Genomic DNA, 769 nt, shown 5'->3' with positions numbered 1-769 from the left:
AGCTCGACGACAAGTCGACCGTGACCAACAACGACCCCACCAACTGCGCCGGCACCGTCAAGGACTGCTTCAACTGAGCCGACGCACGACCAGGGAGTCCCTTCCCGCCTCGGCGGGAAGGGACTCCCCCACCCCTACCGGGAGGCATCGCCCCGAAGGGCCCGGCCGCCCGTCACGCGCTTTCGCCCTCCGCGACGTCCTTCGCCACCGGTGACACCTCTGCTGCACCGCCGTCCGCCCTGCTGTCGGCTGCACCGCCCACATACCTAATGTGGGCTTTTTTCGTATACGCCCACGAGGTGAAGAAGGTTCTCATACGTTGTTGTTCAGCAGCTACAACCGATTTGTAGCGAAGGCCGCCTCGCCGTGGCGAAGCGACCTTGTCGGGTACAAGGAGAGGGCAGAGAGCTCCGATGTCCAACTACCTTCGCAATAACGATGACGCCACCCGCGAGACAGCCTCCCCGCTTCGTCGTCGTCGGATCTGGCTCGCCACCGGCGTTGTCGGCCTGACAGGAGCGGTCAGCCTCGCAGGGGTCGCCTACGCGACCACCGGGGTTACCGGCGCCCACCGGTTGACCGACCTGAAGTGGTCCACGGCTCAGCAGCTCACGAAGGACGACGGTCGGGACCGCGACGCCGAGGAGCGGGGCGAGGACCGCAAGGACCGGGAAAGGGGCGAGGACCGCCGGGACCGGGACAAGGACCGGGATCGTGACGAGCACGGTCGGGTGCGGGAGGTGCCGTGTGACGACGAGAAGCTGATCGA

The 769-nt window shown here is 66.4% G+C and carries 1 pseudogene; it reads left to right on the top strand.

The annotated features are described in order from the left end of the window. Window positions 1-413 precede the first annotated feature (413 nt). Window positions 414-769, top strand: a pseudogene (locus ACTMS9_RS30640) (hypothetical protein); the annotation flags it as partial.

This window comes from Micromonospora sp. L31 (assembly GCF_052068075.1).
GTDB lineage: Bacteria > Actinomycetota > Actinomycetes > Mycobacteriales > Micromonosporaceae > Micromonospora > Micromonospora purpureochromogenes.
Note: the sequence above shows the minus strand (reverse complement) of the source record. Positions and strands in the feature narration are given on the sequence as shown.